The organism is Desulfallas thermosapovorans DSM 6562, assembly GCF_008124625.1.
GTDB classification, from domain to species: domain Bacteria; phylum Bacillota; class Desulfotomaculia; order Desulfotomaculales; family Desulfallaceae; genus Sporotomaculum; species Sporotomaculum thermosapovorans.
The window spans coordinates 57,989-83,491 of the sequence record NZ_VNHM01000010.1 but is presented as its reverse complement, the minus strand read 5'-3'; the positions used below and the strand labels follow the sequence as shown (position 1 = coordinate 83,491).

Below are 25,503 nucleotides of genomic sequence, written 5' to 3'. Positions count from 1 at the left end.
GACCTTGTAACGGGTCGGCTTGTCTAATATATACAAGGTTGTTTATTGCGTGTCAGCGGCAGCGGGATTCTTTAATTCACCTACTTTAAAATGAGTGGTCATATCTTTTTCCACAAACCGCCAGGTTTCTTTAGCATTGGTACGCCAGTTGGTGGGACATGATGATAGCGCCTCTACAAATGAGAAACCTCGCCCGGCCATTTGGTTTTCCAATGCTTTTTTAATGTAGCCTTTCAATTGTCTTAAGTTGGCGATGGTACCCCGGGCCACATAAGCCCCTTCCCTGGTGATGGCGGCTACCATTTCCGGTCCTCGCATAGGATAGCCTGTGGTTACGGGCTCCCGCCCGTAAGGACTGGTTTCGGTTTTTTGATTCGGCATGGTGGTGGGGGCCATCTGACCACCCGTCATGGCGTAGACGGTGTTGTTGGCCAGAATAACCGTGATATTTTCATTGCGACCAGCTGCGTTGACCAGGTGCTGGGAGCCGATGGCATAGCCGCCTCCGTCACCCATATAGGCTATGCATATAGTTTCGGGATTGGCCCTTTTTATGCCTGTGATCACAGGAGTGGTACGGCCGTGATGTGTTTGTACACTGTCCACGTTGAAAAAGTCGAAGGACAGTAGTGAACATCCAATGTCACAACCAAACACGGCCCGCTGTTGAATACCTAATTCGTCAATGGCTTCACCCAAACATTTTAATACCAGTCCGTGGCCGCATCCGGGACAAAATTTATGGGGTTTGGTTTCTATACGCCAACTGCGGGGTATTACCGGTTGAGGTTCGGGCATAGCTGTTCCTCCTTATTTTTTATCTAATTTCAATATCACCCGTTAAAGCCTTTGATATGCAGTTGGCGGGGGATTTTTTTAAATGTCCAGTTCCTTTATTACTGCCACTTCGTCACAATTAGGGAATTTAGGGCAATTGATACATTCTTTCCAAACCTTCTGGGGCAACTCTTCCTTGGCAATTAGTTTAAATCCGCATTTGACAAAAAAGGGAGCCTGGTAGGTAAGGGCAAATACTCTGGGCACCTCGATGTCCACTGCTTCGGCCAGGAAAGCTTCCACCAGGCCTCGACCCACTTGCTGGTGCTGGTAGGCTTCCTCCACGGCCAGAGAACGTATTTCGGCCAGATCATGCCAGATAATATGCAGTGAACCCGCTCCCACAACTCGACCGCCCACATCCGCAACGGTAAATTCACGTAAACCTTCATATAAAGAAGAACGGGAGCGGGCCAGCATCAGGTTCTTTTCGGCAAAGTGAGTTATCAGTTGATGAATGGATTCAATATCTGAAATTTTAGCTTTGCGAAAGAGCAAATTAATCTCCTGCCTTTACACCAAAATAAGTTGGCATGTTTTAGCCAGGACTAACACCCGGTACCGGTTTGCGCGGCATATGCCACAGCATTGCGGAATAAGGGCAGGCCGTGGGGCTCGCCCAGTGCTGCCCGCCTCCAGTTGGGGTGGTGGAACGATTCCACAAACCTTTCCGGGTGGGGCATAAGACCCAAAACCCGCCCGCTCTGGTCACAAATTCCGGCAATTGCGTGCAGTGAACCGTTAGGATTTTGGGGGTAATCCTGCGTTGCTTTTCCGCTTGCTGAACTTGCATAACGGAACACCACTTGTCCGCTTTGTTCTAATTTCTGTAAGGTAGTTTCGTCTGTAAAAAATTTGCCTTCCCCGTGTGCTGCCTGGTACTGTACAACGGAGCCGCCCAGGCCACGGGTAAATACACAATGGTTTTGTTCCACTAAAAGGCTGGTCCAGCGACACTCAAAATGGCCACTGTCATTTTGCATCAAGGTAGCTTGAATACTACCCAGTTCACCCCAGGGCAGAAGCCCGGTGCGTACCAATACCTGAAAGCCGTTGCAAATACCCAGCACCAGCTTGCCGTCGTCAACAAAACGACGTAGTTGGTCGTTTAGAAAGGAGGCCATTTCCACTGATAACACTTTTCCGGAATGAATGTCATCGCCGTAGGAGAACCCTCCGGGCACGGCCAGTATTTGATAATCAGCCAGTTTTTCGGTGCCGCTCCTCAGCTGGTTAACATGAACCAACCGGCAATCCCCGCCGGCTTTGCTGAAGGCGTAGGCTGTTTCCTGGTCACAATTGGTGCCGTCTGTTCTTAATATACATACCCGTGGTTTAGGACCGCGGACATTTAATTCTCCGGTGTTAATTTTATTTAGCATCCGCCGAACACCTCCTGCATGGGTTTTTGCCAGGCTTTAACTAGTTTGGCGGTGGAAACGCTAAAGATACAGATGTTTTCCTGGGTGAACGAAATGTTTTGTTCAACGGTGGTGTTGCCCAATATTATATGGGGTATGTCCCGAAACAGTTCTTCAGCTTGGACCTGGTCGGCCAATTCTACTAAAAAGCAGCCTGCTGTTTCATTGAACAAGAAGTAATCCGCCCTGTTGCCGGCCGGCAGGTTAATGGTTGCTCCTATGCCGCCGCCCAGGCACATTTCGGCCAGCGCGGCCAGCAGGCCTCCTTCACTGATATCGTGGCAGGCTAAAATTGCATCGTTGCCTATAGCCCGGTAAAGGCTGCGCAACGTGTTGGTCAAACTGGTTAGATCAATTAAAGGCACCTTGGGAGAGGAGGCTCCCGTGACATCATAGTATGTGGATCCGCCCATTTGATTTATATCCCTTTGGCCCAAAAGAGCGATAACACTGCCAGGACGTTTAAAATCGCTGGATACAGTTTGGGTTACGTCCTTTATCCGCCCAAAGCAGGATATGCAAAGAACGGGCGGTATTTTAATTACAGAGCCGTCCGGGGCCCGGTAAGTGCTGCTCAAGCTGTCTTTACCTGAAATAAAAGGCATACCGGTGGCTTTGACAAAGTCTACACAGGCATCCACGGCCTGGTCCAGGTCATATAAAGACTCTTCGTCCGGGTAGGGCCAGATAAAATTATCTATCAAAACCAATTCGTCGGGGTTGGCACCCGTGGCCACGGCGTTAGACACCGCTTCGGTGGCCGCCCAGAGACTACCGGCGTAGGGGTCGATGGTGTTTAATACGGGGTTTAGCCCGTGGGCAATAATTGCTCCATACTTTTTGCCCAGTACCGGGGCAATGACCACTGCGTCATTAGGTGCATCACCCGTTACTCCGGCAAATGGGGGTAATGCATTGCTGCCCTGCACACCGTGGTCATACATGCGCACAATGGGCTCTTTGGAGCACACGTTAAGGTGCTGCATTATTTCTATACATATCTGCTCCCAATTGTCAGGCACCGGTGGTTCGGTAACCTCCACCAGTCTTTTTTGCGGAGCTGCGGTCATAGTGCGATCGGGTATACCGTGATGTAGAAAATCCATGGCCAGCTCACAAACCAGATCATCATGGTAAAAAACTTCAAGCTTTTTGGTATCTGTAAACTCACCGATAACGGTAACTTCCACATTGTGTTCCCGGCATATGTCCGCCAGTCGTTCCATATGGGCCGGATTCACGGCCAGAGCCATTCTCTCCTGGCTTTCAGATAACCAAATTTCCCAGGGCGCCAGTCCCTGATATTTCAATGGTGCTAAGTCCAGGTGGATACGTACACCGGTATTTTCCCCCATCTCCCCAAATGCTGATGCGAAACCGCCTGCACCACAGTCAGTGATGGCTCTGATTAGTTTTTCATCACGCGCCTTTAGAAGGGCGTCGCTCATGCGCTTTTCTTCGATGGCGTGCCCTATTTGCACAGCACTGGCGTTTACATCTATTGTGCGGTGGGTCATTTCACCGCTGGAAAAGGTGGCTCCGTGTATACCATCCCGACCGGTGCGCCCCCCCACAATTACAGCCAAATCACCGCTTACTGCTTGTCCTTTGCCGGCATCCGCGGCGGGCATGATGCCATAAGCACCCACAATAATGGTAGGCTTGGCCCTGAAGTCCCGGTGGAAGTGTACGGATCCGTTATTGGTCGGTATACCCATGCGGTTACCGTAATCCCGTACCCCGTCCACCACACGGCGCAGCAAGTAATGGGGGTGTAAGCAACCCGGGGGAACCTCATCTGTTGGCAAATCCGGCGGTGCAAAACAGAACATATCCGTGGAAGCAATCACCTTGGCGCCTTTACCGGTACCCATGATGTCCCGGAAAACCCCGCCGCTGCCTGTCATGGCTCCGCCGTATGGCTCGATGGCCGACGGGGAGTTGTGGGTCTCCACCTTGCCACATAAAGCCAGGCCCTCATAGAATTCTATGACACCCGAATTGTCCTCAAAAGCGGAAAGCACCAACGGGTGGGCGGTCTGTTGGGTGGATTCCCGCAATCTTTGATAAAGCGGTTTTTTTACCTGACCATCCACCATGATAGTGGCCTTAAAGGTTTTATGCACACAATGCTCCGACCAGGTTTGGGCCAGGGTTTCTATTTCACAGTCGGTGGGGTCACGGTCCAGGCTGATAAAATATTTTTGAATGGCCCGCATTTCTTCCAGATTCAAAAATAAATTGTCCCGGCTTAATTCAATCAAAGCCCTGTCATCCATTTTTCTTATGGGGATTATCCGGGTATCTCCCGGCTGGCCCTTGATGATCAGGGTGGTTGGTTTTTCAGTAACTACCCTTTCCACAGTTTCATTGACCAGTAATCTGGACAAAATGAGGTTGATTTCGTCATCGGTTAAAGTACCGTAAAAGCCGTATTCGTAACTGGAGTCGGCGGCCACCATTTCGCTGATACCCAAATCAGCGGCGGCTTTTAAAATGGAACCTGCTTCGGGATTCATTACCCCCGGTTTGTATGCCACCTCCACCAGCCTATCAGCATCTTTAATAATGGTTTCATTGACCGTGTAGGTTTGAAATACTTCCTCGGCCAGCAAGTGGCGGGCTAAAAACTCGGCTTGGGCAACGGAAATACCTTCCAGTCGATAAACCTTGGCAGTAACTAACCCGGTGATGCTTGAAATGTGCAGGGTGCTTTGAATTTCGCGCAATAAATGCTTACCTTTGACATCCTCCAGGTGGGGCAATGTTCTGACCCGCACTAGCTGAATTGCCATGTATTAACACCTCCAGGGTTTTATGCGGCGATTAAAAAAGAAAAATTCCGGCCTGGCAGGGCCGAAAACATGTTTTAACGAGTACTATTGTATTTTATTATATTCGAACATTAAAAACAACAGTATTGAAATAATTGCCCCAAATTACCCACCGTCTATAAATAAAATTATACGAAACAGTTAATCAATAGTAATGGTGTTTGACACTACCTGACAAGCAGTACCGGGCACGGAGCGTGCCTGGCGATGCGGTTACTGACGCTGCCCATCAGAAAACCTTTTATCTCACCCAGCCCGCGGCTGCCAATGACAATTAAATCGTACTTTCCGTCTTCCGCCTCCTGGATAATTTCCTGGGAGGGATGGCCCCATACCTGTTTTTTACTTATATATACCCCCCGGTCCTCAAATTCCTTGCGAGCGTCCTCCAAAATTGCTTCACCCTGGGAAGCAAATTCCTGCTTGAGTTCGTTATAATCGATGGCTGCGTGCACACCAGGATTGCTGACGTATCGGACTATATCCGGTGCCACATGGAAAAAGACCACCTGTGCCCCGAAACCGGCGGCGATTTGTATAGCGTGCTCCGCTGCCGCCATGGAGCGAGACGAGCCGTCCAGGGGGACTAAAATCTTTTTATACATGTTATCACTCTCCTTTTTAGTGAATGATTTCACTTATACTATACCACTGTGGTTAAAATTTGCAAGATACCTGACACTCCAAATTATCGAGAAAACGGTAAATTACATCATTAAACGGCAAAAAAAGCCGGGCAACCTTAAACAAAGGTGACCCGGCCTCCGGCCAGAGAAGCAATGGGAGCCAAAGATTCAATGCGGATACCCTTTTCCCTCAGGGCCTGGCCTCCACCCTGAAAAACCTTTTCAATAACTATGCCTACTCCCACCAGGGTTGCCCCCGCTTGTTCCACTATCTCCACCATGCCTCGCAGCGCTTCACCCTGAGCCAAAAAATCATCGACAACTAATACTCGATCATGGGAGTTGATAAATTTTTTGTTTACATATATATCCACCGCTTCTTGGCGGGTGAATGAAAAAATATTAGTGGAGTACGCCTGGGGATCTTGGGTGGCCGCCTTTTTTTTCTTGGCAAATACCACGGGTACCTTTAGGGCCAGTCCGGTGGTTAAGGCAACGGCTATTCCAGAGGCTTCAACCGTCAGTATTTTGGTAACACCGTCACCAGCATAGCGGTCGGCCAGTTCACGCCCCATGGCCATAACGAACTCCGGGTCGATCTGATGGTTCAAAAAGGAATCCACTTTTAAAACGGTATCTGATAAAACCTGACCTTCTTCAATTATTTTTTTTTGCAAACTATACAATTTATTTATCCCCCTTTATCCTGACTCACCCGGGAGACAAGCGCCTTGCCAGGTAGCGGAAACTTCATCGTTCCTCGCGGTCATAGGGCAGTCCCAGTGCCTGTGGGGAACCAATACGACCCGCCAAATTGCGTTTAGTGACCAGTATCAGCACCAGTACGGTAAATATATAAGGGAGCATTTTAAGGAAAAAAGGTGAAACTGTCACACCGAATGTCTGCAGTCTGAAGCCCAGGGCGTCGATACCGCCAAATAAATATGAGCCCCATAATGCATTGACCGGATTCCATGTGGCGAATATCACCAAAGCCACCGCTATCCAGCCCCGGCCGGCAGTCATGTTTTCCATCCAACTGGGTACGTAGTGCAGTGAAAGATAGGCCCCACCGATACCGGCCAGCATGCCGCCGATAATTACGTACATGTAGCGGGAGCGAAATACATTTATGCCCATTGAGTCGGCTGCCGACGGGTTCTCGCCCACCGCCCGCATTTGCAGCCCGGCCCGGGTGTGATATACATAAAACCAGAGCAGCGGAACCAAAAAGTAGCTCAGGTATACTATCGGATCTTGGTTGAATAAAACCGGGCCGATGACCGGAATGTCCCTCAATACCGGTATAGCTACGTCTTTAAAGGGTGTGGTCAGGGGCACCCCGACATAGGATTGTCCGAGATAGCCGCTAAGTCCGGTGCCGAACATGGTCAGGGCAAGACCGCTGACCACCTGGTTGGCCCTTAGGGTTACGGTTAGAAATGCGTGTATGAGCGCCAGTAACCCGCCGGCCAGCATGGCCACCAAAAGTCCAATCCAGGGGTTGTCGGTTTTAAGTGCACATATGAAGCCTGAGACAGCCCCTACCAGCATCATGCCCTCTACTCCCAAGTTTAATATGCCGGATCGTTCCGCCAGCACTTCACCCAGGGCTGCGTATAAAATTGACGTGCCTGCCGTAACGGCAGTGGCCAGTATAGCCACAAATATTTCCTGGCTCATAGTTAAATATCATCCTCCGATGGCACTGGCGGAATTTACGCCATATTTTGATTAGCTGGCGAAACAGAAGATTTTCTTATTTTGTAGTAAGTAAGAAGTTCTCCTCCCAGCACAAAAAATAGCAGCAAACCCTGAAGCATGGTTACCATGGATGAAGGGATACCACTGGTTTGCACAATATACCCGCCTACTTGCATGCCGCCGAATAAAAATGCTACTAAAATAATGGCGAAGGGATTTAGCCTGGCCAGCCAGGCTATAATTATGGCGGTATAACCATAGCCGGTACTGACACCGGGCTGCAGCCGGTGGGCAATGCCTGATACTTCCGCCATACCGGCCAGGCCGCAAAGGGCTCCGCTGATAAACATGACCAGCAATATGTTTCTTTGCCCGTTTATGCCAGCATAACGGGCGGCGCTGGCACTTTCACCAGCGACCCGTATTTCATAGCCCCAGCGGGTATGCTGTATAAGAACGTATACCAGCAAAGTAAGTAATATCCCAAAAAACAGGCCGGCGTGAATACGGGAACCGGCCAGGGTGGGCAGTATGGCCTCGGGCGGGAATAGCGAGGTTAACGGGAAATTATAGCCCAGGGGATCCTTCCATGGCCCGTAAACAAGGTAGCTTACCCAGGAGATAGCTATGTAATTTAACATCAGGGTGGTGATGATTTCATTAACGCCCCATATCGCCCGTGGAATAGCGGGCAGCAGTGCCCATAGCCCGCCGGCCAGCATACCCGATAAAATCAAACAGGGCAGCGTCCACCAGCCTGCACCGGCGGGAAAAAACAAGGCAGCCCAGGTGGCAGCGAAAGCCCCCATGTATATCTGTCCCTCGCCCCCGATATTCCAAAGCTGCATGCGAAAAGCCAGCGCCACACCAAGGCTGGTGATTGTCAAGGGAATGGCTTTGACGATGGTTTCCGTAATGCCGTAACGAGATCCGAAGGCACCGCCGAACATGGCGGCGTAAATCTCCAGATAGTTATGGCCCGATAGGGTAAGGAAAACAGCTCCAACTGACAGCGCCAGAAATACGGAAATTAACGGCACTATCACATAGGAAATTGGAGCGGGAGTCAATTTTTTTTCAATTAAAAGACTTGTTCCCAGTATTTTCATCATATATTGTTATCTCCCTGGTTCTTAATGCCCATCATCAGTAGCCCGATTTCTTCCACATCAGTCATGTCAGCGGGCATCACACCGGTGATGTGCCCGCCACAAAGCACGCCGATACGGTCGCTGAGTTTAAATATTTCTTCCAGATCCTCTGAAATTAAAAGGACGGCCAAGCCCTTGCTCCTTTGCTCAAGCAGCAGATTGTGCACAGCTTCGGTGGCTTTTATATCAAGACCGCGAACCGGGTATACGGCGATGAGTAATTGGGGTGAGGAGGTGATCTCCCGGGCCAATAGCAATTTTTGCAGATTGCCGCCGGATAACAGCTTTACCGGAGCGTCCAGAGCGCTTAAGCTAATATCAAAACGCTCCACCAACTCTTCCGCTTTTTCTTTGGCTATGTTTCTTTTTAAAAACGGCCCCCAGCGCAAACGGCCTTTGCGGTAGCCCTTAAGAATCAGGTTGTCAACAGCATTAAGGTTAGGCACCAGACCGGTACCCAGACGATCCTCGGGGACCAGGGACACACCGCGATCGATGGCCTGGCGGGGTGAACAGTTGGTAATATTATAATCATTAATAAAAACTTCTCCCCGGGTTAACGGGCGCAGCCCCGCAATCACTTCGGCAAGTTCCCGCTGCCCGTTGCCGGCTACACCGGCAATCCCAAATATTTCACCGCTGCGCACGGTAAACGAAATATCCGTAAGGCCGGGGCGGCCCAGGTCATTCAAGCAGTGTACATTCTTTAATGTTAGAACATTTTTGTTCCCGGGCGGGGTTTTTTTCGCTATTTGTCTTACCACATCGTGGCCAACCATCAGCCAGGCCAGATCCCGCCGGTTGATTTGTTCTTTTTCCAGAGTGGCCACTGATCGGCCCCGGCGCAGTATAGTAACCCGGTCGGCAATTGCCATAACTTCGTGCATCTTATGTGTAATCACCACTATGCCCCGGCCACTGTCGGCCATTTCCCGCAGGTTGCGAAAAAGTTCTCCTGTTTCCTGGGGGGTTAATACGGCGGTTGGTTCATCCAGTATAAGTACGTGGGTGCCGCGGTATAGCATTTTCACTATTTCCACCCGTTGTTTTTCCCCCACGGACAATTGCCAAACCATAGCGGAGGGATTTATTTGTAATCCATAGCGCGCTGATAGCTGCGCCAGGTTATTTTCAATTTGCTGCATATTTAAAACCCGTGGTATGCGTTCATCTCCTAAAATAACGTTTTCAGCCACGGAAAATGAGTCAATTAACTTGAAATGCTGGTGCACCATACCGACACCGGCCATAATGGCCTGCCGGGGTGATCGAAAGGACATTTTTGTGCCTCGAATGATGATCTCACCTTCATCCGGACGGTAAAGGCCGCATAATACCGACATCAGTGTGCTTTTACCCGAACCATTTTCACCCAGCAGCACGTGTATTTCACCTTGCCTGACGTTGAAGTTGACCCTATCGTTGGCCACCACGCCGGGAAACCTTTTGGTAATGTTTTTTAATTCCACCAGGTAAGGTTCTTTCATTTGGTATACTCCTTGCTAGGTAATCTTATTATAAAAGGCAGTTGCCAACAAAAAAACGGCAACCGGTTTGACCATGATAGCTGGTAGTTGCTTTGCAAAATATAATATTTATATATAATTGTAAAAAACACCAGTAAAAAAATTCTTTTACCGGTCAGGCAATTATTGTACAGCCTGACCGGTAAATTGCTTCATTAATAATCGATTGGTTGTTGTTAACTGGATATAGGTTGACGGATAACTGAAATGAAATAATGAATAGCCTGGTTTCGCTGGTTGACACAAGTTATTCAACAGAACCTACTACTCCCTGTACGAACCAGTTCATATTCAAAATTTCATCGTCGGTCATAACTTGACCTTCAGCCACTTTAACAGCGCCGGACTGGTCTTTGATGGGGCCGGTAAATACATCCCATTCGCCGCTAACTATACGTTCTCTTTCCTGTTCCACCAGTTGTTTAACTTCTTCGGACACCATCGGACCGAAGGGGGCTAAATCAACGGTGCCTTCTTTAAGGCCACCCCAGTAGGTCAGACTACCTGCTGTGAGAGTGCTTTGCCAGGTGCCTTCTTTAATGGCCTTGACAGTATCCACGTAATAAGGTCCCCAGTTCCATACCGGTGATGTCATAGTAGCTTTGGGTGCCATTTTACTCATATCGCTGTTGTAGCCAATGCCAAACTTGCCTGCTTCTTCAGCAGCCTGCTGTGGTGAAGCAGAATCCTGGTGCTGGGCGATAACATCCGCACCGGCATCCAGTAGTGCAATGGCTGCATCCTTTTCAATGGCGGCGTCCACCCAAGTGTTGGTCCAGACCACCTTGACTTGAGCGTCCGGGTTAACTTTTTGTACGCCCAGAGTAAAGGCGTTGATGCCACGAATAACTTCCGGAATGGGCATGGCGGCCACGTAACCGATCAAGTTGGTTTTAGTGGCCTTACCTGCCACCAGGCCGGACAGGTAACGGGCTTGGTACATCCGGCCGAAATACGCACCTACGTTGGGTGCGGTCTGATAACCCGAGCAGTGCAGGAATGTAACATCCGGATATTTTTGAGCAACCTTGATGGTGGGGTCCATATAACCGAAACTGGTGGTGAATATAATCTTGTTGCCTTGCTCCACCAGTTGAGTGATCACCCGCTCCGCTTCGGTGGGGTTCTCCGGTACGTTTTCCACATAATCGCTGGCGTCTACATAAGGAAGCTCAGCCATTAAATATTTACGAGCTTCATCATGAGCCTGGGTCCACCCGGCATCATTTACCGGTCCTATGTATACGAAGCCGACCTTTAGTTTTTCGTTGTCCGCCTGGCTGGCGGCCGGGTCTTCATTTCCGCCGCCGCAACCGGTGGCCAACAGGGCTACCAGCAGCACTGCCACGAAGGCTTGTATAGCCTTTAATGATAACCTTTTCATCTTTACCTCCCCGTTTGTTAAATTCTAGTTAAACTAAATAAACAAGTAATTTAATTCAACCGGCCCCATCCCTCCCCACTATTGATTTCACACCTAGTACCTATTCTGACTTTTTAGGTAAAATCCTTCTTATAACGACAAAAAAACAGATACCACAGCTAAAAAACATTGCCAGTAAATAACAGGTATGATAAAATTCCAGCGTAGTGATAGTGGTCTTTTTAGTGTTGGTAATACAGTTGGTAATAAATAAGGCGGGGTGAAAAAATGAAAGAAGTAGAGATTTATACGGATGGTGCTTGTAGTGGTAATCCGGGGCCCGGGGGATACGGTACCATATTAAAATATGGTGTCCATGAAAAAGAATTGTTCGGAGCCTATGATAATACCACTAATAATCGAATGGAATTAATGGCTATTATCAAAGGATTGGAGAGTTTGAAGGAGCCATGCCGGGTAACGGTATATTCGGATAGTAAATATGTAGTGGATGCCATGACCAAGGGATGGGTGACCAAATGGCAAGCTAAAGGTTGGATGCGCAATGACAAGGAACGTGCAAAAAATGTGGATCTATGGCAGCGGTTACTGCAGTTGGCCGCATGTCATCAATTGCATTGGGTATGGGTTAAAGGGCATGCTGACAACCCGTATAACAACCGTTGTGACCGCCTGGCGGTAAACGCTATAAAAAGCTGTCCTTTGTTGCCGGACAATCCCATCAGTTCCCCTTAGGAGTATACAGCCCAGAAAAACCATACAATCATGGTTAATTGAATGGCCAGTTTAACCAATGTACCACCCAAAAGTCCCAATACAGTGCCCATCCCGGCCTTAAATGCGCTGTCCAGTGGTTTTTGATTCAACAGCTCGCCGGTTATAGCCCCGATAAAAGGTCCAAAAATTACACCCGCAGGTCCCAGCAATAGTATACCCACCATGGTGCCAATGACACTGCCATATACGGCATACCGGGAGCCACCGTATCTCTTGACGCCATACGCCGCGGCCAAATAATCTGTAGCATAAACCAGGGCTGCAGCCAGGCCTTGCCCAATAAAGAATGCTGTGCTTAATGTGGCAAATTGAGTTAGTAAGCCGTAAATCAGCATACCCAGCCATATAAGTACCGCCCCCGGTATCACCGGAAGTACCGAACCGGCCAGGCCTACAATAAAAAACAATACGGCCAGTATCATGGCCAACACTTGCATAAGCTCACCCCCGGCAAAAAGTGTTTCCCGGTTCTTTTTTACACTATTCTATATTACTTTATTTATATCGTCTATATGCAATGAAAAAAAAGGGCCCGTGGCCCTTTAACATTTTTATATTTGCACGTTTTTTCTTTTAGTAATTATGCCAATTTGCTTTTTTTCGCCGCGCCTTGAAGCGGGCTTAATGGTTAATTACAATGTTACATATCTTCCGGAGAATTTGTCTCTGACTTTAAGCTTTCCTCCAGTTCTTGATCTGATGATTGAGACTTTAAAGATTTATTAGATTCGTTTTGCTTGGCGCTGCCACAGCCGTCCTTGCAACTACTGGAAATAGAGCTGGAGCAGGGTGAGCTAATTTTTTTGGACAAAAGTTCATCACCTCCTGCCCTTATTGTTCCCGGCGGTGGACAGTTAAATACAGTTAATTCCGGATAGGTTTTTTCCCAGAATCAATACTTTAAAAATGCCGCCCATACCACCGGGAAGTACCAGTTGTTTAATGGCCGAGGTTATTTTAACCAGTTCGGGGCTCATAGTGTAGTCCGGCTGTTTTTGCAATGTGTCCAAGATGCCCATATTTAACAAAAATTGCGGTTGGGTGGTATATTCAATTTTATGTAAGCCCAATTGCTCGCCCCAGGTGATCAGGGTGGAAAAATTAACATGGGCGGTGATATCCTGGCCGCCGATATTAATTAAGGGGTTATCTACCAGCCGGTGTTTATGAAAACAGCGCAGTGTGCCGTTATAACGGTGGGTGGAGTATAGTTCCCGGGATGTGGTTCCGTAATCGATGATAAGCAGGTAACCCTTTTTCAGGTGCGCGGCAATCTCTGCCAGCCACCGGTGGGCCTGAAGATTGACCTCGGCCCGCTGGCCATTCTCCAGTTGTATGTTTTGTATATCGAAATAATCGGCCAATTCCCTGGTTGACAGGGGGCCTGGTATTAAGGTGAAGATACCTGGCAAGCTTTTATTCAAACCGGTAGTTATATTTAACATACTGCGGTCGTGCTTGCGACCTTCGTTATCATCGCAAAGATTATCGCTATTTAAACTTACGTACAGTTCTTGCAGATTGTTGTTATTTTGCCTGACCAAATGTATGGGGAAAGCATCTACCAATTCATTAGCCAGTATACAACCACAATCTATGTATCCCGGGTCTATTTCTTTCAGGTTTTTCACCCAGTGAATTTTTTCACTATAGACATGGCCGGATGTCCCTGCCTGGTTATGACCAGTTGGGCTATTATTGTTGGCGACCGGGGTGTATCCAATTACCCTTTGCTGGGTTTCAATTAACTTGCTGCTGATTTCAATTAAATAGTACTCCAGGGCATTAAACAGGCCGGGATGATGCTGCTTCATGGCCGCCAATATGTCCCGGGCTAATATACCGGTGCCGGGGCCGTACTCTACTACGACCCATCGTTTGGGGCGGCCGGTGGCAACCCACATTTGTTCAATGCGCCGGGCCAGCATGGCAGCGAACAGCGGGTTTATGGTGGGTGCGGTATAAAAGTCACCTCTGCGGCCAATTTTTTGTCCCGGCGATGTATAGTAGCCCAGTTCGGGATGATAAAGCGCCTGCTCCATGAACCGGGCAAAGGTTATGGGACCGTTTGTTTCTATTTCCTGTTTAATAATCCCGGCTAGAACAGGCATTAAAACCACTCCTTAAGGATAATATGCTTCTTAATATGCTTCTTGCTGCAATAACCTTCTGCTCAACCCGGTGTAAGGGCATTTTTTTAGGGCGGGTGCTTAGAGAGGGATAAAGGTCGTTAGCCCTTTAAGCGCTAATTATTGGCCGCTTTATCTATGGACAATGCTCTGCCTGCCACGCGCTTGTCCCCCACACGGCGGGTTATTTTCTTATTATCCAGGTATTCCAATAACGGTAGAGTATATTTGCGGGAAGTATGCAGTAAATCACGTACTTCGCCCAATAACAATTCACCCCTCCGGGCCAGGTGATCCTTTACCAGTTCCACTGCCTCTGTCAGAGCCTGGTGGTGGAAGAACAATCCATCCGCCACTTTTACAATTGTTCCCCGGGCCAATAGATAGTTCAAAATTTCCTGATCGTCCTTGCTTATACCCGCTTCCCGGGCTGCATCGCTCCAGTTGGGAGGTTGGAAGGGGTTGGCCAGGTATATTTCCTCCAGGCGTTTAATGCCGGTTCTTTGAATATTATCGGGCTCAGGTGTAAAGCCCTGAAGAGCAACACTGTTGGCATGTAATTCAATACCACCGGTTTGTTTTAAATGTATTAACACCATTTGGAATTGCTTGTTATTGAGGGTGGGAAACAGCCGGGAGCGCAATTCTTCCTTTGGGTAGCCTTCCCGTAAAGGGAAACTTTGGTGGTATTCAGCCAGTGTTTGCTTGATTTTATCTTCCCACCTGTTCATTACCGGGGCAGATAGATAGTAAATTTCTCCTTCGTAAATCAGCTTTACAATCCGTTCCCGTGTTAACAAATCCTGTAGTGCACTTGTTACCGTGTCTGCCGCCAGGCCTGCTCCCGTGGTTAAGTCGGACTGGGTGCACAGGCGGGCAGTTGCTGCCAGGTATTGTTCCAGTAGCTCGGTGGGGGTACCTTTTTCCGCAGTGGCCAGTGCATCGATGGTATCTTTCCGGTAACGCTTGTGTTTGCCTGCGGTAGGGTCGATGACCAGCCCTCCTCCAATGGTGCGCATAGGTGAATATGAACGAATTACCAGGTGGTCACCCCTGGCTGTTGCCACCGGTTCTTCCAGTTGCAACTGAACGTAAGCCTCTGTACCGGGTTCCAGTTCTTCGCGATCAAGCAATATAACCCGGGCCAGTATTTCGGCCGTGCCCAGGTAGACCCTAACCCGGGTCCGGTGCTTTAAAGGTTTGGGGGCACTGGACAGAAATCGTAGTTTAACATCCAGCCGGTGGTTGGGCTGCAGGCTGCCCGGAGCAGCCAGTACCTGACCGCGTTTCAGTTCGCAGGCTTCCAGGCCGGATAGGTTGATGGCTACTCTCTGGCCGGCTTCGGCAATGTCCACCTTGCGTCCATGCACCTGTAGATTACGCACCCGGTATACTCCGCCCGCCGGGTAAATTTGCAGGCTATCACCGGTTTTAATTTGCCCGTCAAGCAGCGTGCCGGTGGCCACGGTGCCAAAACCGGTGACTGTAAATACCCGGTCCACGGGCATACGGGGTGGCCCGGCAGATTGTCTTGCCTTTATATCCGCGGCTATTTGGTTAATGGTCTGAAGTAGTTCTTCCATGCCTTCACCGTTAACTGCGGATACCTTGACAAGCGGTGCCTTTTCCAGCACAGTGCCCTTAACAAAATCCTGGATATCCTCGGTGACCATGTCCAGCCATTCCTTGTCCACCAGATCTTTTTTGGTGATTACCACTATACCACGTTCAATATTGAGTAGCTGGATAATATCCATGTGTTCTCTAGTTTGGGGCATAACTCCTTCATCGGCGGCGATAACCAGCAAAACAATATCAATGCCGCCTACCCCGGCCAGCATATTTTTAATAAACCTTTCGTGGCCGGGTACGTCTATAATGCCAGCGGTTTGGCCGCTGGCCAGTTTAAGGTAGGCAAAGCCCAGCTCAATGGAGATGCCTCGTTCTTTTTCTTCTTTGAGCCGGTCGGTATCCACTCCCGTCAGTGCTTTGATGAGTACTGTTTTACCATGATCTACGTGACCCGCAGTGCCAATAATGACATGCTTCATACCCGAGCACCTCCCTTGAGCACCCCGGCAACCACTTCCACCAGGGTTTTTTCATCGCCTGGTAAAAGGGTGCGTACATCCATAAGTAGTTTTCCATCCTGCAGCCTGCCTATAACTGCGGGCTCTGTTTCCCGGAGCTTACCGGCCAGATCGAATATTGTCATGTCCCGGGGGATTACTTCCACCGCCCAGGAAGGTAGGTCAGCAGTGGGTAGTGCCCCACCCCCCACCGCCGAAGACGTTTGCACCGGAGTAAATAAAGCAAGGTCTCCGGCCGCGGCGGTTAGCTCTGCACATAAGGAATGAGCCTTTTGCTGCAATATGTTGATATCCGCGGTAAGCATGGCCAGGGTGGGGATGCGCTCCCAGACCGTGTTCGGGTCGATGTATTCCCGCAGGGTGGCCTCCAGGGCGGATACCGTAAATTTATCTATACGAACCGCCCTGGTGAGTGGATTCTTTTTCATGCAATCCAGGTATTCCTTTTTGCCCACGATAATACCCGCCTGGGGACCGCCAAGCAGCTTATCTCCCGAAAAAGTAACTACATCGGCACCTTCTTTGACCACTTGCTGAACGGTGGGTTCCACGGGGAACCCGTGCTCAGCCAGGTCCACCAGGGAGCCGCTGCCCAGATCAGACATAACCGGTAGCTTGTACGCCCGGCCCAGTTCAACCAGTTCGGCGATGGATGTTTCTCTGGTAAAACCCACAATACGATAATTACTGGTGTGTACATGCAGTAATAATGCGGTTTCGGCTGTTATGGCCTTCTGGTAATCACTGGCGTAAGTTTTGTTTGTGGCACCTACTTCCACCAAGCGGGCACCGCTTTGGGCCATTACTTCCGGTATACGAAAAGAACCTCCGATTTCCACTAACTGCCCCCGGGAAACTATAACTTCCTTACCCCGGGCCAGTGTGCCCAGGGCCAGTAGTACAGCAGCGGCATTATTATTTACCACCAGAGCGGCCTCGGCACCGGTTAACCGGGCAAGTAATTGTTCCACAGGAGCATAACGTGATCCTCGTTTGCCGGTTGCCAAGTCCAGTTCCAAGTTGGAATAACCTGATGCGGCATGGTTGATGGCTTGCCGGGCGTTTTCTCCCAGCACTGCTCGCCCCAGGTTGGTATGGAGCACTACACCGGTGACATTGAGTACCCGGCGCAGGTTGGAGCGATTTAGTAAGTTGGCTTCATGTATTGCTCTTTTTATAACGATGGCCATGAAAAAATCACGCGCCTGCTGTTCCTTGTCTACCTGCAGGCGGCCCGCCACCAGTTCTTCCCTTAATTGGCTGATGGTATCCCTGATTGCTTTCAGCACCAGTACCCGCGGTATCGACCGGGTAAGACCGGCGATGTCGGGTTTTTTAAGCACCTCGTCAACCGCAGGTATGTGCTTTAACAAGCGGGTATGGTTATTTACAGACATAAAAAACCCCCCCGAAGTCGCTATCCTAAACATTATATGGCAGTAGGGAGTGCGACGCAAGGGGAGGTTGGGACGTTACGCTCCATAGTTCAAATTTGAACCGTTTATTCGCCCTTCCAGTTGGGGATTGACTGGGCTGTGCTTGGTTATATATTCCGTAACGACATCATACTGCATATAACCCAGATCCTTACTGGAGATAGCTTGCTTAAATACTTGGTAGCCATCATTTCCTTCAGATAAAAAACTGTTGACAGCTACTTTATAAACTGCTTCAAGGTCGATTGATTGGTAACCCCGGTTGGATTTAACTTCTATACTGGCGATACGGTTGCCCACTGGTTGGGATAAGTCATAGGTGAATCGTATACCGGATACCTGTGGGAAACAACCGCCTCCGCTTTCCACCCGGCTGACGCCGTTCTTAACCTGTTTTTACCATCATGGGGTATGTTTCAGGCAGGGTGTGACTATGACCGCCAAACACCACGTCAATACCTTCCACCTACTATGCCAATTCTATGTCCCGAATCCAGCCGAGGTGGCTAAGTATAATGATTTTGTTTATTCCTCGTTTTTCTAAATCACCTACGGCTTCGCGGGTAGTCTCGAGGCTGTTTTTTCAAGACAATGTTTTCACCCATCCTAGAGCCGGTAGACGTATCCTCTGTAGTGAGACCGATGATACCTACCTGTTCACCGTTTACGTTTAATATTACAGATGGGTAGAAGCGTCCGCCCAGGAAATCCCCCTGTTCATCGTTTTGTATACCCGGATTGGGATAAATCAACTCCCGAAGGGCAGGTTCGTTGACCGGTTGTTTAAATAATTTATAGTTTAACGCCCAAAGTAAGGATATATTTGTTGATTGCGCGGCGCTAAAATGCTTCATCCATTGTACGGCAACTAACAATACAGCTGCGGGGTACCAGATACTTCAACTCTTTTCAATTAAGTGTAAAAGGCTTATACTGATACAAACCTGAAGGTTTGCGATAATTTTACATAAGGAAAGCAAACAATAATTATCATCTCTTGCCTACTGTCCTTTTCTTTTTACCAAAATTCGCATCCTCAAACTTGTTTAATTTTGTTTTTCTGCCGAAGATAACCATTATATCTCCCTCGTTCAGTCGGGTGGTTGCCGTGGGTTGCACCGGTTCGTTACCTTGGTAAACCAGCATGATCCATATACCGAAGCGGTTGGAAGTATTCAGCTTCTCCAATGTTTTACCTGCAAACCCGGGACCGACTTCCAATTGTTCCACTACGAACCCCTGGGGCAACTCCAGCATGTCAATTTCAGCTTCAGTGGAGATAACGTGAGCAAGCCTGCGACCCATATCTCGTTCCGGGAAAACAATCCGGTCGGCGCCCATTTTCTGCAGTACGTTACCCCTTCTTTGATTGGGTGCCTTAACCGATACCGGTACACCGGCATCCTTTAAGATGCTGGTGGCAATTAAGGCTCCTTCAAAATCCGCACCCAATGCTACCACCGCCTCATCAAAATTCTTTTCACCCACAATTCTCACCAACTCATCATCATCGTCTCCGACATCAAGAATTGCCCCTGAAACGATCATATCACGTACATCCTCAAGATTTTCTTCATTAATATCAATGGCAAATATATCATGTCCTCTGTCATATAGCCCTTCAATGACGCCCCGGCCGAACCGGCCTACACCGATAACCAGTATAGATTTTTTCACAGTCAATTGCACCTTCCCAATACTTGATTTTTTTTCTAATATGACATTTGCACATTAAGACGTGTTAACCTATAAGGATATCTTCCTTCATATATTGGAAACGTCGCTTTTCTGTACCGGCCAGTACTACCACCACTGTTAAAATACCAATGCGGCCCACAAACATCAAAATTCCGATCACTATTAGCCCAAAGGGGGATAATTGAGTTGTTATACCCATGGATAAACCAACCGTAGCCATGGCTGATACTACTTCAAATAATACCGGCATAAACGGTAAACCTTCTACGGTCATAATTAACAAGGTACTGACTACAACCAGCATACCAGCCATAACCACTACCGTAAAACCTTTAGTCACACTTTCCTGGGCAATTTCCCTTTCAAAAAGCACCACTGCTTTTTTGCCCCGGACAATGGACCAAACGGCCAGTACAACCGTGCCAAAGGTGGTGGTCTTGACACCTCCGCCGACGGAGCCCGGGCTGGCTCCAATGAACATCATGATAATCATTAAAAATATAAATGGTTCATTCCAGGCCGTTACCGGAACGTTGGTAAACCCGGCTGTACGGGTTGCCGCTTGAAATACACTGATTATAATTTTATCCGCCCAGGGTGCTCCCGCCAGGGTACGATGAAATTCGCTGACAAAATAAAAAATACTACCCACCAGGATGATGGCACCGGTGACCAGTAATACCATGCGGCTGTGCAGGCTGAGCCTGTGCCATTTGCGCACTAAAAAAAGCTCTTGTAAAACAACGTAACCCAAGCTGCCCAGGGTGATCATGGTCATTATCACCAGGTTGATTCCTATATTATAGCGGTAAGGTTCCAGGCTTTGTCCGGTTAGATCAAAACCTGCACCGTTAAATGCGCTAATGGCATGGAAGGTTATGAATAACAGGCCCTCGATGGGGCCGTTTTCCCATAAATCGGGAAAAAGAAAGCCCAGCAAGGCCGCGCCTGTGCCCTCTATAAACAAAGTCAATACAAAAATATTAAGTACCAGTCGTACAACCCCGTACATATCAAAATAGTTACGGTCCTGGGCAATCAACAAACGGTGGCCCAGGTGAATGCGCAGGCCCAGCATGGTTAAGGTAATGGTGGCTATGGCCATAAGGCCCAGACCACCTATTTGCATTAGCACCATAATAACCACGTGCCCGAACGTGGTCCAGTGGCTGGCTGTGGTGACTATTGTAAGGCCGGTTACTGTAAGGGCGGAGGTGGCTGTAAACCAGGCCTCAATTAAGCTTGTCGACCCTGATTCAGTGGAGGCAAGTGGCAGCATAAGTAATATTGTACCCATTAAGTCGACTAATGCGTAGCTGATAAGCAGGAATTGTCCTGGTTTTATTTTTTTTAACATACTTACCTCTGTTTTGACGTATTTGCTAAACTAGGCGGTCCTCCACCCGTATTTAAGTTAACCTAGAAGTTGTAATTTATATTTGCCTTAACACTAACCTTTAACACGTGCTGAACAAAAAGGCTACCAAGTGGTTAATATAACCAATGCGTATTATCATTTTTTAGGATATCAAAAGTTGATAACAAGGACAATGTATATGAAAAAAATTTTGTATAAATTACACCTTGTGGATATAAAATGTATTTGTAGCCAAAAACATCAAGCGAATTTTCACCACGAAAATATTTTTCAATTACTGCTTTTGGGGGTGCTGATACTATCGCTTTATGGGGGTAAAAATAGCCCCTCCTCGTTATAAACAGTTTTTTGTTTCCACTGTCTAATACAAGGGGAGCATATCAGTTTTCCTGCGCTGTTTATATATAAATATATTTATTATTCCATGGCTATCAGTGCGTCGGCGGCGCAGGCCCCTTCGCCTTTGGGGAATACAATAAGAGGGTTAATGTCCAATTCGGCGATTTGGGGAAAGTCTACGGCCAGGCGGGATAATCGTTGGATAATATCCAACAGTGCCTGTTTATCAGCAGGTAACCGCCCTCGTAGGCCATCCAGTACGCGCTGACCCTTTAGCTCGGACAACATCTCTTGGGCATCCAGCGGTGATACAGGTGCTACCCTGAGGGCCACATCTTCTAGTGCCTCCACAAAGATGCCTCCTAACCCCACCAGTACTGTGGAGCCGAAGGTGCTGTCTTTACTAATACCTACAATCATTTCAATACCATTGTCAGGTAGCATTTGCTGCACCAGAACGCCTTTGATGTCCGCGTCAGCTTTATAGACCCGGGCATTATTCAGTAATTGGTGGAGACCTGTGGTTACTTCCTCAGGGGTACGGATGTTTAATAATACCCCCCCTGCATCAGTCTTATGCAATATGTCGGGTGATTCTATTTTCATAACCACCGGATAGCCGATAGTCTCAGCCGCCGCGAGGGCTTCTTCCATTGTTGTGGCCAGTTGTTCCCGGGTTGTGGGTATGCCATAGGCGCGCAGCACTTGTTTGGCAGTATGTTCGGATAACCTGGTGCCGGGCCCTAAATTATTCAATAGGACGGCCGCCTTTTCCCGGGCGTTTATTGGTATCTCCGGACCCAACATAGTAGTTTCCTTGCGGGACTGTACAAAAATATGGTATTCCGCCAGTGTGGCCATACTTTTAATAATGAAATCCACTTCCCGGCCTGCGGGGATTAAATTGTTGTTCATGTAGTGCATGGCTTCTTGCGCCGCCTTTTCCGGACCCCAAATCAAATTGAAAACCGGTTTATTGGTACTTTGCTCAACCCTGATCATTTGATTCAGAATACTCCGGTTTCCGAATTCGGTCCAGTAAGCCACAATCATCATATCCACCCCGGGGTCTTTAATCACTATTTGGGCGCATTGTTCCAACAACCCGGGTTGGGTTATAATGGCCGAGGTAATGTCCACAGGGTTAGCGGTGGATGCAAAATCGGGCAGCAGTGCCGCCAAGGCCAATCTAGTTTCTTCCTGAAGTGGAACTACATCCAGTCCGTAATGAGCGCATTTGTCCGCCAGCATAACGCCGCTACCGCCTGAGGTGGCCAGTATGGCTATCCTTTTGCCGCACGGTATTTTACCGCTATGCATTATTGAAAGCATATTCAAGAATTCTTCTAAGTTATCTATCCTGATAATACCCTTTTGCTTAAAAACAGCGCTGTATACTTTTTCCGATCCCACAAGCGCTCCGGTATGAGAGGCAGCGGCCTTTGCGGAAGCCGGGTAACGACCTGCTTTCATGAGCATTACGGGTTTATTATTTGCTAAAGCCATATCTGCTGCCTGCAAAAACTTCTGCCCGTCCTTGAGCCCTTCCAGGTAGCCGCCAATCACTCTAGTTTTGTTATCGGCCGCCATATAACCCAAGTAGTGGGAAAACTCCAGATTCGCTTCATTACCAGTACTAACAAAATGACTAAAGCCATAGCCTTTTTCTTTGATCATTTCATAAATGGCTACCCCGAAGCCACCACTTTGGCTAATAAACCCCAAGTAATCAGGTACCAATACTTTATCTGGCAGTTCGGTTACGGCAAAATTAGCCATTAAGGCGTTTTGGGCACTGAAAATGCCCATGCAGTTGGGTCCGCAGATACGCATGCCGGTTTTTCTGGCCAGAGCGGTCATTTGCTGTTGGATGATCGCGCCCTCATTCCCTACTTCAGCAAATCCCGAAGTAAATATTATTACACCCCGCACACCCTTTGCCGCGCATTCCTCCAGAGCGGTCAAAGTCATGCGGGCAGGCACTGCGATAATGCATAGATCGACAGGACCAGGTATATCCGTTAGCGAAGGGTAACAGTGCAGACCCAGTAAAGTACGGTAGTTAGGGTTTACCGGATATACATGCCCTTTAAAGCCGCATTGTGTAAGTGCCACCAACGGCTGACCGCTGGGTTTGGCGGGGTTGCTGGACGCTCCTATGATGGCTATGGATTCAGGTTTAAAAAGGGGTACCAGGCTTTTTAAATCGCTTTGTAAATCCGTGTTACTCATTGAGGGCCTCCTTGTTACACAAGAAAATGAATGAACATTCACTCTTTTTGCATTTATTGTACCACAAATAAAAATAATTAGTGAAAAAATATTTGAAAATGTAAACCACGGTATACATATTTGCCGCAACGGAGCGCATAAAATAAATCCCCACGGAGTTATGGTTGGGGATCTGAAAATGAGCCGGGCAGCTTATAACGGTTGTTGAAAATATAAAATTGCTGACATTAATTACACAGGAAGAATAATCGAAATAGGCGTAAAAATGATAAAAAAAGCAGGTATACCAAATAAGGTAGGCCCGCTGGGTTGTAATACACTGGGTAATATGCCGGCACCAGGGATCGTGCAAAAGCACTGTATAGGCCTGGGTCACATACTCGCTTGCCGTAAATTATGCAATTGTATTGTATTGAGTTTATGCCTATCCTATGCTGTCACGGTAAGCATAGGGTTGAATTCATAATGAGTAAATAACAAAAACTTGGGGCCAAGTAATAAAATGTAATTATACCACCATGCGTACCATGCGCTCAGCTTCGGTGTTTTCGGTGGTTAATAAACCCAGTAGATCCCGCAGGCTTTCTTTATCTTTACCCGGGGGCAGGTGTTGTAGTATAGACTCTGCTGTGGCGGCATAATGGTTTACCTGTCTTGCCGGGGCACCCCTTGACAGCAATCCCAAGGCCATGCCCAAATTCAGTCCGAAATGATATAACTTATCCTTACTGCCACTGTCAGCGCCGGCTAAATCGGCTCCTAAATAGGCACCGCAAGCCAGCAGTTCCGCACATTCGCCGCGAATCGCTTCCAAGTATGCCGTCGGATTGGAGATGGCCAGGTCTGGATTTTTTAGAATTAAAATACCGTTTTTATTGATAGTGCAGATAAGCTCCGCCATATTTTTCAGGTAGTGTACAATACCAGCGTCGCATAAAGTGGTAAAAAATTTGCCGTACAGGTAGTCCCCCACCAGCACGGGAAATTGATAACCGGTACGGATATCTATAGGTTCTTCCTGTCCGGGGTTGTTTTCCGATAGTTTTACGTGTACCTGGGAAGCCATAAAAATAAACTGCAGCACGGCAGCCAGAGCAACGGCTTGCTGATTTACCGGGCTAAACAACCGGTGGCATATTAGCACCAATGCAGGCCGTAAATTAATATATAAATAATTGAAATCCTGCTTAACATAATCATTAATATTACCCGTTCTGATAAAAAAATTTTTATAAATCAACTTGTTTACTTTTTCCAGTTCATCGCTGATATGATGAAAAATATGCATATGTGGGGGCAGCCTCCTTTGCTTTAAACAATTATATATTCGGTGCCGCGATAAAATATCCTTCCGTGAGTGTATATTTATCAATAAAAAGCAATGACCTTGCGTTTGTTGGCCAAACAGCAAGGTCATGCTAATCTTCACTTAAGTTGGTACTAATAAAAATCCCTCCTAAAGATTTACGGCTTCCTGAAGCGGTATATCAGGAAGTATGCCCCGTTTTGTCTCTTTAGCTGTGAGATGCTTGGCGCAGAATTGCTCGGTTAAGAAGTTGCACGCATCCCAGGGATCCACCTTGTCCCCGCAGGTAAAAACATCAACGGCGGCATAACCCAACTCCGGCCAAGTATGAATGGCCAGGTGAGATTCTGATATTACAACCACTCCGCTGACCCCCTGCGGGCTGAATTTATGGAATACAAATTCTCTTACCTCGGCACCTGCCTCAAGGGCTGCGTTTACCATAATTTTTTCAACTTTGCCGATATCATTGAGAATATCGTATTCACATCCATAGATTTCAGCTAGTACATGGCGGCCCAAAGGTTTCATTCTTATTATCTTCCCCCTTTTGCATATTGTTAAAGGCTGGCTGATAGAGAGTCAAAGTGGATACCTTTATACCAGCCAAACTCAATTTTAGCATAAAATATTGT

Annotated in this window: 22 protein-coding genes; 1 reads left to right on the top strand and 21 read right to left on the bottom strand. The window is 48.0% G+C overall.

The genetic code is table 11. From position 1 onward, the window contains the following. Window positions 1–42 precede the first annotated feature (42 nt). The 10 genes from LX24_RS09920 to LX24_RS09875 all read right to left on the bottom strand — a co-directional run bounded on the left by LX24_RS09920 (window position 43) and on the right by LX24_RS09875 (window position 11,483). Window positions 43–798 carry a thiamine pyrophosphate-dependent enzyme gene (locus LX24_RS09920; RefSeq protein WP_166512005.1) on the bottom strand — a complete coding sequence of 252 codons (756 nt, stop codon included), beginning with the start codon at window positions 796–798 and terminating at the stop codon, window positions 43–45. Window positions 799–876: 78 nt separating this feature from the next. Next, a complete protein-coding gene (locus tag LX24_RS09915; protein WP_166512004.1) occupies window positions 877–1,335 on the bottom strand; it encodes an N-acetyltransferase in 459 nt (152 codons plus the stop codon). Between the two features lie 50 nt (window positions 1,336–1,385). Next, entirely contained in the window at window positions 1,386–2,219 is an 834-nt protein-coding gene (purQ, locus tag LX24_RS09910; protein ID WP_166512003.1) for a phosphoribosylformylglycinamidine synthase I, read from the bottom strand. Continuing rightward, entirely contained in the window at window positions 2,213–5,053 is a 2,841-nt protein-coding gene (gene purL, locus LX24_RS09905) for a phosphoribosylformylglycinamidine synthase subunit PurL (RefSeq protein WP_166512002.1), read from the bottom strand. The genes purQ and purL overlap by 7 nt, the downstream gene beginning before the upstream one ends. A gap of 206 nt (window positions 5,054–5,259) precedes the next feature. After that, window positions 5,260–5,697, bottom strand: a complete 438-nt coding sequence (locus LX24_RS09900; protein ID WP_166512001.1) for a universal stress protein — start codon at window positions 5,695–5,697, stop codon at window positions 5,260–5,262. 137 nt (window positions 5,698–5,834) lie between these two features. Next, complete coding sequence (locus LX24_RS09895; RefSeq protein WP_166512000.1) at window positions 5,835–6,404, bottom strand: xanthine phosphoribosyltransferase; 570 nt, start codon at window positions 6,402–6,404, stop codon at window positions 5,835–5,837. A gap of 64 nt (window positions 6,405–6,468) precedes the next feature. Then, entirely contained in the window at window positions 6,469–7,401 is a 933-nt protein-coding gene (locus LX24_RS09890; RefSeq protein WP_166511999.1) for an ABC transporter permease, read from the bottom strand. Window positions 7,402–7,436: 35 nt separating this feature from the next. Continuing rightward, complete coding sequence (locus tag LX24_RS09885) at window positions 7,437–8,534, bottom strand: ABC transporter permease (RefSeq protein WP_166511998.1); 1,098 nt, start codon at window positions 8,532–8,534, stop codon at window positions 7,437–7,439. Beyond that, the gene (locus LX24_RS09880; RefSeq protein ID WP_166511997.1) at window positions 8,531–10,060 is read right to left on the bottom strand and encodes an ABC transporter ATP-binding protein; all 1,530 of its coding nucleotides are present in this window, start codon (window positions 10,058–10,060) and stop codon (window positions 8,531–8,533) included. Before LX24_RS09880 ends, LX24_RS09885 begins: the two co-directional genes overlap by 4 nt. Before the next feature lie 286 nt (window positions 10,061–10,346). Continuing rightward, window positions 10,347–11,483, bottom strand: a complete 1,137-nt coding sequence (locus tag LX24_RS09875; RefSeq protein ID WP_166511996.1) for a BMP family ABC transporter substrate-binding protein — start codon at window positions 11,481–11,483, stop codon at window positions 10,347–10,349. Window positions 11,484–11,750: 267 nt separating this feature from the next. Between LX24_RS09875 and rnhA the strand changes: the two genes are divergently transcribed. Next, window positions 11,751–12,218 carry a ribonuclease HI gene (gene rnhA / locus LX24_RS09870; RefSeq protein WP_166511995.1) on the top strand — a complete coding sequence of 156 codons (468 nt, stop codon included), beginning with the start codon at window positions 11,751–11,753 and terminating at the stop codon, window positions 12,216–12,218. On the opposite strand, the gene LX24_RS09865 is transcribed toward rnhA, so the two are convergent. The 11 genes from LX24_RS09865 to speD form a co-directional block, all read right to left on the bottom strand. Further along, entirely contained in the window at window positions 12,215–12,697 is a 483-nt protein-coding gene (locus LX24_RS09865) for a DUF456 domain-containing protein (protein WP_166511994.1), read from the bottom strand. The two genes, rnhA and LX24_RS09865, sit on opposite strands and share 4 nt — an antisense overlap. Window positions 12,698–12,900: 203 nt before the next feature. Further along, window positions 12,901–13,071: a hypothetical protein gene (locus LX24_RS09860; protein ID WP_166511993.1), complete on the bottom strand. Its 171-nt coding sequence runs from the start codon at window positions 13,069–13,071 to the stop codon at window positions 12,901–12,903. A 43-nt stretch (window positions 13,072–13,114) separates the two neighbouring features. Beyond that, entirely contained in the window at window positions 13,115–14,371 is a 1,257-nt protein-coding gene (locus tag LX24_RS09855) for a class I SAM-dependent methyltransferase (RefSeq protein WP_166511992.1), read from the bottom strand. A gap of 134 nt (window positions 14,372–14,505) precedes the next feature. After that, window positions 14,506–16,440 carry a selenocysteine-specific translation elongation factor gene (selB, locus tag LX24_RS09850; protein ID WP_166511991.1) on the bottom strand — a complete coding sequence of 645 codons (1,935 nt, stop codon included), beginning with the start codon at window positions 16,438–16,440 and terminating at the stop codon, window positions 14,506–14,508. Beyond that, a complete protein-coding gene (gene selA / locus LX24_RS09845; protein ID WP_166511990.1) occupies window positions 16,437–17,876 on the bottom strand; it encodes an L-seryl-tRNA(Sec) selenium transferase in 1,440 nt (479 codons plus the stop codon). The genes selB and selA overlap by 4 nt, the downstream gene beginning before the upstream one ends. Window positions 17,877–17,951: 75 nt before the next feature. After that, entirely contained in the window at window positions 17,952–18,284 is a 333-nt protein-coding gene (locus tag LX24_RS09840; RefSeq protein WP_166511989.1) for a 5'-nucleotidase C-terminal domain-containing protein, read from the bottom strand. 621 nt (window positions 18,285–18,905) lie between these two features. Further along, window positions 18,906–19,592, bottom strand: coding sequence for a potassium channel family protein (locus LX24_RS09835; RefSeq protein ID WP_166511988.1), 687 nt, complete (start codon window positions 19,590–19,592; stop codon window positions 18,906–18,908). Between the two features lie 64 nt (window positions 19,593–19,656). Next, on the bottom strand, window positions 19,657–20,970 hold the full coding sequence (locus tag LX24_RS09830; protein WP_166511987.1) for a TrkH family potassium uptake protein: 1,314 nt from the start codon (window positions 20,968–20,970) through the stop codon (window positions 19,657–19,659). Window positions 20,971–21,408: 438 nt separating this feature from the next. Continuing rightward, window positions 21,409–23,562: an acetate--CoA ligase family protein gene (locus LX24_RS09825; protein WP_166511986.1), complete on the bottom strand. Its 2,154-nt coding sequence runs from the start codon at window positions 23,560–23,562 to the stop codon at window positions 21,409–21,411. A 508-nt stretch (window positions 23,563–24,070) separates the two neighbouring features. Continuing rightward, entirely contained in the window at window positions 24,071–24,850 is a 780-nt protein-coding gene (locus LX24_RS09820) for a polyprenyl synthetase family protein (protein ID WP_166511985.1), read from the bottom strand. A 168-nt stretch (window positions 24,851–25,018) separates the two neighbouring features. Next, entirely contained in the window at window positions 25,019–25,399 is a 381-nt protein-coding gene (gene speD / locus LX24_RS09815; RefSeq protein ID WP_166511984.1) for an adenosylmethionine decarboxylase, read from the bottom strand. Window positions 25,400–25,503 lie beyond the last annotated feature (104 nt).

Coding starts and splice junctions, on each gene's coding strand:
- LX24_RS09865 (WP_166511994.1), bottom strand. CDS start 12,697: ATGCAAGTGTTGGCCATGATACTGGCCGTATTGTTTTTTATTGTAGGC.
- LX24_RS09885 (WP_166511998.1), bottom strand. CDS start 8,534: ATGATGAAAATACTGGGAACAAGTCTTTTAATTGAAAAAAAATTGACT.
- selA (WP_166511990.1), bottom strand. CDS start 17,876: ATGTCTGTAAATAACCATACCCGCTTGTTAAAGCACATACCTGCGGTT.
- LX24_RS09855 (WP_166511992.1), bottom strand. CDS start 14,371: ATGCCTGTTCTAGCCGGGATTATTAAACAGGAAATAGAAACAAACGGT.
- LX24_RS09880 (WP_166511997.1), bottom strand. CDS start 10,060: ATGAAAGAACCTTACCTGGTGGAATTAAAAAACATTACCAAAAGGTTT.
- selB (WP_166511991.1), bottom strand. CDS start 16,440: ATGAAGCATGTCATTATTGGCACTGCGGGTCACGTAGATCATGGTAAA.
- purL (WP_166512002.1), bottom strand. CDS start 5,053: ATGGCAATTCAGCTAGTGCGGGTCAGAACATTGCCCCACCTGGAGGAT.
- LX24_RS09900 (WP_166512001.1), bottom strand. CDS start 5,697: ATGTATAAAAAGATTTTAGTCCCCCTGGACGGCTCGTCTCGCTCCATG.
- LX24_RS09825 (WP_166511986.1), bottom strand. CDS start 23,562: ATGAGTAACACGGATTTACAAAGCGATTTAAAAAGCCTGGTACCCCTT.
- LX24_RS09820 (WP_166511985.1), bottom strand. CDS start 24,850: ATGCATATTTTTCATCATATCAGCGATGAACTGGAAAAAGTAAACAAG.
- speD (WP_166511984.1), bottom strand. CDS start 25,399: ATGAAACCTTTGGGCCGCCATGTACTAGCTGAAATCTATGGATGTGAA.
- purQ (WP_166512003.1), bottom strand. CDS start 2,219: ATGCTAAATAAAATTAACACCGGAGAATTAAATGTCCGCGGTCCTAAA.
- LX24_RS09920 (WP_166512005.1), bottom strand. CDS start 798: ATGCCCGAACCTCAACCGGTAATACCCCGCAGTTGGCGTATAGAAACC.
- LX24_RS09890 (WP_166511999.1), bottom strand. CDS start 7,401: ATGAGCCAGGAAATATTTGTGGCTATACTGGCCACTGCCGTTACGGCA.
- rnhA (WP_166511995.1), top strand. CDS start 11,751: ATGAAAGAAGTAGAGATTTATACGGATGGTGCTTGTAGTGGTAATCCG.
- LX24_RS09830 (WP_166511987.1), bottom strand. CDS start 20,970: ATGTTAAAAAAAATAAAACCAGGACAATTCCTGCTTATCAGCTACGCA.
- LX24_RS09875 (WP_166511996.1), bottom strand. CDS start 11,483: ATGAAAAGGTTATCATTAAAGGCTATACAAGCCTTCGTGGCAGTGCTG.